The sequence below is a fragment of the Pseudomonas helleri genome (assembly GCF_045830615.1).
Lineage (GTDB): Bacteria > Pseudomonadota > Gammaproteobacteria > Pseudomonadales > Pseudomonadaceae > Aquipseudomonas > Aquipseudomonas helleri.
In genome coordinates, this window is the sequence record NZ_CP174501.1 from 1,938,625 (window position 1) to 1,946,097 (window position 7,473).

The window sequence follows — 7,473 nt, forward strand, 5'->3', positions numbered from 1 at the left end:
GGTAATAAGACGATTCCTAAACGTCACCGTCTTTTACCTTGTGTTCAGCGTATGGGCGCCTGACTGACGCCGTCTTGATAATGGCCACCGTCATCGATCAGCGTGTAATTCACCCCGATCGAGGTCATTGCACCTGCGTTGAATCCGTCCAGAGCGTAGACCTTGTCGCTGAGCGGCGGCGCCATCATGTCCAGGGTCTTGGATACCGGCAATTCGCGGCCTTTGACACTCAAGCGCAGCGATGAGAATGACGCGTGAAAGGGTGTCGGGTTGTGGCACAACAGTATCCAGCCATCCCCGCGACGCTCGATGCTGAAAGTCAGCGCCGCCGCCATTTTTTCCGGGGAACCGGGCAAGTTGGCCGGGCGATAGAACACTTTCATCTGGGTGTTCATGGCCACGGCCACCTGAGTGGTGGCAAGTGGCACCTCGGTCTTGGTCGGGGGGATTTCGTAAATATTCAGCCAACTCACCGACTCGCGGTCCTTGGGTTGCGGGCTGGCGTCGTAAACAATCCGCAAGCCCTGCACGGCGCCCGGCTGCATGCGGAATACCGAGGGCAGGGCGAGCATGGCGTTGCTGGCGTTCTCCGGGGTCTGAGTCCCTTCACCGTTGTCGATCCAGGTTTGCACCACCACCGGGTAAGAGTTGGTATTGGCCAGCATCAATGAGCGCTGTGAATCGCCTTCATGAATGATCAGGCGGGTCTGCTCGGGCATGATCCCGGCCTGGACACAATGCGTCGTGCCCAGCCCCAGGGCGGCAACGATGAGCATAATGACGAACATGAACCGGCTCATTGCACTTTCACCAGCACGTACGCGGTGGCATCGACTTTGCCGGGTGTGGCGCGCTTGCCCGGTAAGGTGCCGAGGGTCGCGGTGATGGTCTGCGAGTAGCTGGTGTACCCCGAAAGGTTGCTACCCGTGGTGCTGGCTCCTGCCAGTACCGGGTACCAGCCACCGGCCGCGCCGGTCCCGGTGTTGGACCAGCCAAGAAAGTTCATCGCCGTACCGTTGCTGGCATTGTTCAAGCTGATCCCCACCCCGGTGGCCACTGACGGGTCGGTCCCGTAACCATTGGACACCAGGTAGCTGACGCCGCCACCGCTGGTCAGCAACCCCAAGGATTGCGCTTGAGCATAGGCGTTGTAGGCCACCTGAATGCCCAGCGCCGTCTGATTGGTCGCCGTGCCGGAGCGTGCATCGTTGCTGCACTCAAGGTTGATGGTGAAGTTGCTGCTGCGGGTGATGCCTTGATTCAGCTCTGAAGCAGTAATGGGCATGAAACTCACGACGGGCGTGACGTTTCGCGCTACACAGGTTGCGGTGTAACTGATGGATGAAGCAGCACGCATGCCAAAGGCTATACCGTTCATTTGCCCCCAAAAGGCAATCGCTGTATTGGAGTCTGAACCAATAGGGTCGGAATAAATGCCGCCCCCACGAAACACCACATAACCATTAGGCTGAATGCAGTTGTAGGTGTAAACGCCGCTGCCTGAGGTGGCAGCATTGTCTCCGCAGTAGTTGCTGCCAGATCCCGTATTGGGCGGGCGGCTAGACACGCGGGCCAGGTCGGCCTGAACCATGCTCAGGTGTTTGGCCTTGATCTGGATTTTGTTGCCTACGGTGTCGTACTGGGTGATTTTTGATTGCTGCCAGAAACGGGTGAATACACGACCCGAGTTCAAGTGAGTCAGCTTGACCCCGACATAGGGAAACCAGGTGGCGTAGTAGCCGGGCAAGCCATCGTTGACCGTAGTACCGGCACCGTTGCCGATTTCCCAGAAGCCGCCCACGCGGTCATCGCCATTGGTGGCAAACACTTCATAGATATCATTGGCATCGCTGAGGTCGCATTCCCATAGCACGGTTTCGCTGTTGAGCCCCGGTGCCGAGGCGGGGGAGACCACCACCGACCCCAGGGGTGTACCCACGGGTTGAAGGTAGGTGGAGGTCAGGTTGACCCGGCCGAAGGGCAACTGCGCCGAGTTGCCATCCAAAACCTGGACGCCGCTGTAGATGCGGGTGCAAGTGGCTTGAGCCACCGGCACCACTGCCGCGCTCAATGTCAGCAATAGCAGAGACAGCAAGGGGCGAGATAGAGTCATGATTCGCTCGTCTGGTGAAGAAGTCTTGAGAAAAGTGCGCGGCATCATGGGATGCGGCACGCACTGTTGACCTTGATCAGGGCCTGGCTGACATCTTGTTGGGCCAGGTCAAAGTTCATGGTGCAGCGCTCGTCAGGGCCATCGCCCCAGCGCACGGTCAGTGCACCTTTGAGCTTCTCGGTGCGCAGGTACGCCTGGCTGCCTTGGCCAACCATGCCAATGACACTGTTGCTGTCATCCAGAACGTCGGCGCCCATCGGCACGGCCTGGCCGTCGCTGCGTTGCGCCTTGACCAGAATCGCATTACCGACCCGGGTCTTGAACGCCACCTTGACCGCCGCCCCGGCGAACGGTGCGACCCGGCGTTGGCCGTCATCAAGCTCGGCTTTTTCATTCATGCCTTCCGGGTTGATGGCCACGGTGTTGTAACGGTAGGGCGTCAGTGCCGGTACCAGGGCATAGCCGTTGCTGTCAATTTTGGAGCCCAGGCCGTTCATCACGGTTGCGCCGCTGGCGCCTTTGGCTTCGATCAAGGCAAAGGTATCGCCCAAATACGGGCCGAACGTCACGCCGCCACTGTGAATGGCCAGGGCGCCCCGGGCGCTGCCGGAGGCTTGCCAGTAATCCTGGCCTTTGGATGCGCTGGCGCTGAGGGAAGTGTTGGGGAGGTATTTTTGAATGTTACCGCTCCACACGTTCTGTTTTTGTTGCGCGTCATGGGACACGTCCATGCTGTAACTCAGCGATTGGTCATCCCCCTGTGTCCCGGACAGGGAGGTTTGGTACTGATTGCCCGAGTTGGTGCTGTGTGTCACTGACGTGCTCAGGGTCGGCACGTTGGCTTTGGCCGGGCTGCCGAGCGGGAACGACACCGACAGCATGGTGACGGTCTCGTTGCTGCCAGGGCTGCGCGTTGTGCCCACGCCGTTGTTGGGTACCGAGTTGCCCAGTTGGTCGTTGAAGCCGCCACTCTGGCGGTTCAGGTAACTGCCGGTCTGCTGTCTGGAGACCGACAGGTTGAGGTTGACGTTGTTCTTCAGGGTGTTGGCCCAGCCCATTTGTAACTGAGTGTCGCGCTCACGGCCGCTGCGGTAGTCCTGGGTCGAGCCCGAGACAAACAGGCTGCCATATTGGTTGAGGCTTTGATTGATCGACACCTCGAAGCGCGAGCGTTGCATGTAGCTCGTCGATTCCCAGGTCTCGTTATTGCGCAACGCTTCGCGAACCCCGAGCACGTCCCCGAGGTCTCGGTAACCTTCGGTGGAGTAACGGTAGCCGGCAATCGAAAGCGTGGTATTGGTCGGCTGGAAGGTACGGCTATAGGACAGGCGCGCCATCCAGCCATCCAGCTTGCCTTCTCTAGGCAGGTCAGCTTTTGAATAGGTTGTGTCCAGGCCGAATGCGCCAATGCTGCTGGCATAGACACCGCCGACCACGAACGCCTGATAGCCCTCGGCAACTCGCAGGCCGCTGTTGGCGGTGATGCTGTTGGTCAGACCGTACTGATAGGTCATTTCACCGAACGGATCGTGGTCGCCCAAATCCCGGGTGCGGCCCACCGCCACGCTATAGCGGGAGAGGCCGGGACGTAGTGATTCTGGAATGGCCGAAAACGGCACGGTGAACGTGCTGACGGTGCCGTCAGCTTCGATGACCGACACTTGCAAGTCGCCGTTGTAGCTGGTCGAGTACAGGTCGCTGATCTCGAAGGGACCTGGCGCCACAGTGGTTTGATAAATGTCGTTGCCGTTCTGGCGCACGATCACCTGGGCGTTGGTCTTGGCAATGCCGCGCACCGTGGGCGCATACCCGCGCATGGACTCGGGCAGCATGCGATCGTCGGAGGCAACCTCAACGCCGGTATAGCTCAGGCCCGAAAAGAACCGGCCCGAGGTAAAGCCCTGGCCAGCGGTCATGTCGCCTTTAATATCCGGTAGCGCCCGCTGCACATACGTGCGCGTGGTGTTCCAGTGTTTACCGGCGTCGGTGTCGTAACGCAGGTTGCCTTGCTGGCGAAAACGCCACATACCGACGTTCAGGCCGCTGTTGAGCGCCAGGTAAGAAGAGTCTGAGTGGCCGCCATAGCTGCCGGTACGTGTCACGTGGTATTGGCTGGCGCTGTAATTGACGAAGCCAAGGGTGCTGCCCGCATCAAGGTTTTGCGGGGCGACGTAGCCACGCGGAGTATTGAGCATCAAGCTCTGCGGAACGCTAAGGTCGAGGCGCATTTGGCCAAAGTCGAACGCCGTGGTGCCGCCTTTCACGACCTTGGATAACACCAGGCATTGGCTGTTGTCGGCATTATCAATCGAGCTGGCGAGAACGCCTGAACTCTCCAGCAATGAAGCGGGCAGGCAAGGTTCAACGTCGCCCTGGCCCTGATCGGCAAATTTAAGCTCGACACGGTCGACAAAATGGCCGTTGAGAAAAAGGTCAACCTTGTATTGCCCAGGCTCCATGGCATTGACCTTGTTGAACCGCGACAGTGAACCACCCCCAAACAGCATGTTGTCGTCAAACACATAAGGGTCATTCGAAGCCAGGCTGTCTGTCTGAGCCTGCGCCAGCTCGCTAAACAGCAGGCTGGCAGTTGCGAGCGTCACTATCTCAGCGAAACCGCGAACATGGCGGAGTTTCGTAACCCTGAGGTCCTTCTTGAGTTTTGAAACGTGATACGCAGTCATGACGTTCGTCCTGGGGTATCAATGCAGAGGCAGAACAGTGGTTACATCGGCACCAAAGTCATTCACCAAGGTCAGTTGCAGCGAGTCGCCCGCGTGAGCGCTCGTGCCAGCGGGCAGCGTCCATTGCGCCTGGCTAAGCGGGGCCACGATTTCAGCGGTTTTCAGCGGCTGTTTTTTGCCTTGGCTGACCACCTGTGCGTTGCGCACGATGGCGAAGTAGCCACTGTTGTTGGTGGTGATGATTGATTGGCCCTGTACTTTGAAATCCAGGGATTTGCTCAAATTCTCGGGGTCACCGGCCAAGCCTTGAGGCCGATAAAACAGCTTCATTCGGCTGCTGACACTCAGTAGCAACTTGTTGGCTTGCAGTTCGCTGGCCTTCATCGCAGGTACCTGCAAGAAACTCAGGTAATACAAGGACTCCCGGTCCTTTGGCAGGTTGCTGCCGGTAAACACCACGCGCACGACCTGGCCGGCATTGGGGTTCATGCGAAAGACTTGCGGGCTGACGATAAAGGGAGCCTCGGCCGTTTGTGCAGTGGCCTCGGGGTTACCGCTGTCGACCCACATTTGCACCAGGTTGGGGTAGGAATCCTGGCTGGTCAGTTGCACCACCTTTTCTTGGGCTTGAGCCGGATAGATCACACGGGTGCCGGTCATTACGACACTGGCATTGGCAAAATGGGGCGCAGCGGCCCCCAGTACCAAAGCCAGGCTTAAGGCAATTTTATTGAGGCGAGTCATGGGTTCTTCGTCCATCAGGCGCAAAACTTGCGACGTGAAAGGGCGGGGCTGGAACTGCCGGGCGCAGAGGCCCGGCAATGTATTTCGCTTACAGGTAATCCAGTGCGTATTGCGCGGTAGCAGAAACGGTACCGGCGCCAGCAGTGCCGGCTTCACTGACGTATTGCACGGCGAAATCGTGGCTGGCACTGGTATCTGTGCCGTTCAGGACCAGGCCAGCGACTGAAGTGATGCCATTGAGCGTTACGGCAGCACCGCCCGCACCGTCGAGCAATTGAACCTGCACATTGGCTGCGGTGCCTGCGTTGACGAGGTTGCCGGCGCTGGTCACGTTGCTGCCCAGAAATGCAGTTTTAATGGCCAAGGTGTTACCTGCACCCGGTGCCTGGCAACCGCTGACACCGATGGTGAAAGGTGTTTCCCCGGCTTTGCTGTTTACAGCGGCCAGCGCAGCAGTGCTGACGGTAGGCATCAGAATCACTGGGTTGGCAGCGTTACCGTTGACAGTGACGGAACAGGTTTGAGCGGAAACCTGACCTTTGAAGGTGATGGTGTTCTGGGAGGCTGCGAAAGCCATGACTGGGAAGGTAGTAGCTAGGATCAAAGCAATGCGCTTCACGATGAAACTCCTGATGAAATGAGGTAGTGGTGCTGATGTGCTGACGCTGTCCCGCACTCGCCTTGCTTGGCATAAGCGGGCCTTGACCAGGCCTGACAACAGTAAGAAAAATCACCACCAGGAGTAATCAGACGATTCTTAAAAACCACGGGCGCCGCTTTGCGCAATGCCCTTGAGTGCTTGCTGATTGACCATGGGAAGGCACCACGAAGCGGCGCCCGGCAGGTGTGCCAGGCGCAGTTTTGTGGTTTTGGGAGAGGAGGTTTTAGCGCGGTTGCAGCAAAGCGTTACTCAAGCGAGCGCCCCAGTTTCCAGTACCCCATCAACGTCAGCCCTTTACGATCAAGCCCGCATTCATTGATGAAAAACCGACGAATATCCATGACCGCTGCGGATTCTCCGGCCACCCAGGCATAGAACTCGCTGCGCTTGGCGCTGGCCAGTTCCCACAGGCGCTGGCTGTTCAGGTCCAGCTCTTGCAATGCTGAACTGTCTTTGAGGTTGGCCCGGGTGGGCGGCAAGCTCGCCAGTTCGCGGGCCGCGAGGATCATGCCTTCGCCATGCTGCTTGTGCAGTGTGAGGCGGGGCAGCCAGTGCACTTTGGTGTGTACGCCGCAGAGCAGCGGCATGCAATCGGCCTCTTCGGGCACTTCGATAAACGCCTGGACTTGGGGCGCGTCGGGATGGCTGGCCAGTTGTTCGAGGATCCCGGAGATGGCGGGCAGGGCGGTTTCGTCGCCGATCAGCAGGATTTTGCGCACGCCCTGCGGCGGCATCCATTCATAGCCGCCGGGGTCGGCGTGGAAGGCAGCGTTGGGCGCGACTATTTGTAACGGTTCGCCTGGCCTTGCGTGCACCGCCCAGCGCGAAGCGGGGCCGGTTTCGCCATGCAGCACAAAGTCGATGTCCAGTTCGTTCATGTCGGGGCGTAAAGCGCGAATGGTGTAAGTGCGCATCGGCGGCGCCTGCTCGGGCTTCAGGGAGCGGCGGGCGGCTTGCCAGTCGCCAACCTTGGGCAAGTCGGGCGCGCTGCCAGTGGCGCTGGGGAAGAACAGCTTGACCCGCTGATCGGGGGCCAGCGTGTGCATCAGCGCCACATCCTCGCCCGTAAACACAAAGCGCGTGAGCGAAGGGCTCAAGGCAATGCGCTGCTTGAGGTGAATGTCGAACAGCTGATAGCCGGTCGGTTTGCTGAGCCGTTTGCGCAGGGTTTGCACCAAAGCTGCGGGAGACATGGAGAGCACCCATCAATAAGCTGGAGACCTGTATAGAACGAGCTGTCCGGGAATAAATTTAAGCCCGGGTGGCTTATG

General features: G+C 59.0%; 6 protein-coding genes. All 6 read right to left on the bottom strand.

The features are described 5' to 3' along the window. Positions 1 to 44: 44 nt before the first annotated feature. On the bottom strand, positions 45 to 788 hold the full coding sequence (locus tag ACJJU9_RS08825) for a molecular chaperone (RefSeq protein ID WP_407730490.1): 744 nt from the start codon (positions 786 to 788) through the stop codon (positions 45 to 47). An 8-nt stretch (positions 789 to 796) separates the two neighbouring features. Then, positions 797 to 2,113, bottom strand: coding sequence for a fimbrial protein (locus tag ACJJU9_RS08830; protein ID WP_407730491.1), 1,317 nt, complete (start codon positions 2,111 to 2,113; stop codon positions 797 to 799). Between the two features lie 44 nt (positions 2,114 to 2,157). Next, positions 2,158 to 4,716 carry a fimbria/pilus outer membrane usher protein gene (locus ACJJU9_RS08835; RefSeq protein ID WP_407730492.1) on the bottom strand — a complete coding sequence of 853 codons (2,559 nt, stop codon included), beginning with the start codon at positions 4,714 to 4,716 and terminating at the stop codon, positions 2,158 to 2,160. Between the two features lie 99 nt (positions 4,717 to 4,815). Next, positions 4,816 to 5,541, bottom strand: a complete 726-nt coding sequence (locus tag ACJJU9_RS08840; RefSeq protein WP_407730493.1) for a molecular chaperone — start codon at positions 5,539 to 5,541, stop codon at positions 4,816 to 4,818. An 88-nt stretch (positions 5,542 to 5,629) separates the two neighbouring features. Beyond that, positions 5,630 to 6,160, bottom strand: coding sequence for a fimbrial protein (locus tag ACJJU9_RS08845; protein ID WP_206540855.1), 531 nt, complete (start codon positions 6,158 to 6,160; stop codon positions 5,630 to 5,632). Between the two features lie 287 nt (positions 6,161 to 6,447). Next, positions 6,448 to 7,395, bottom strand: coding sequence for a siderophore-interacting protein (locus ACJJU9_RS08850; RefSeq protein WP_407730494.1), 948 nt, complete (start codon positions 7,393 to 7,395; stop codon positions 6,448 to 6,450). Positions 7,396 to 7,473: the final 78 nt, after the last annotated feature.

Coding starts and splice junctions, on each gene's coding strand:
- ACJJU9_RS08830 (WP_407730491.1), bottom strand. CDS start 2,113: ATGACTCTATCTCGCCCCTTGCTGTCTCTGCTATTGCTGACATTGAGC.
- ACJJU9_RS08850 (WP_407730494.1), bottom strand. CDS start 7,395: ATGTCTCCCGCAGCTTTGGTGCAAACCCTGCGCAAACGGCTCAGCAAA.
- ACJJU9_RS08825 (WP_407730490.1), bottom strand. CDS start 788: ATGTTCGTCATTATGCTCATCGTTGCCGCCCTGGGGCTGGGCACGACG.
- ACJJU9_RS08840 (WP_407730493.1), bottom strand. CDS start 5,541: ATGACTCGCCTCAATAAAATTGCCTTAAGCCTGGCTTTGGTACTGGGG.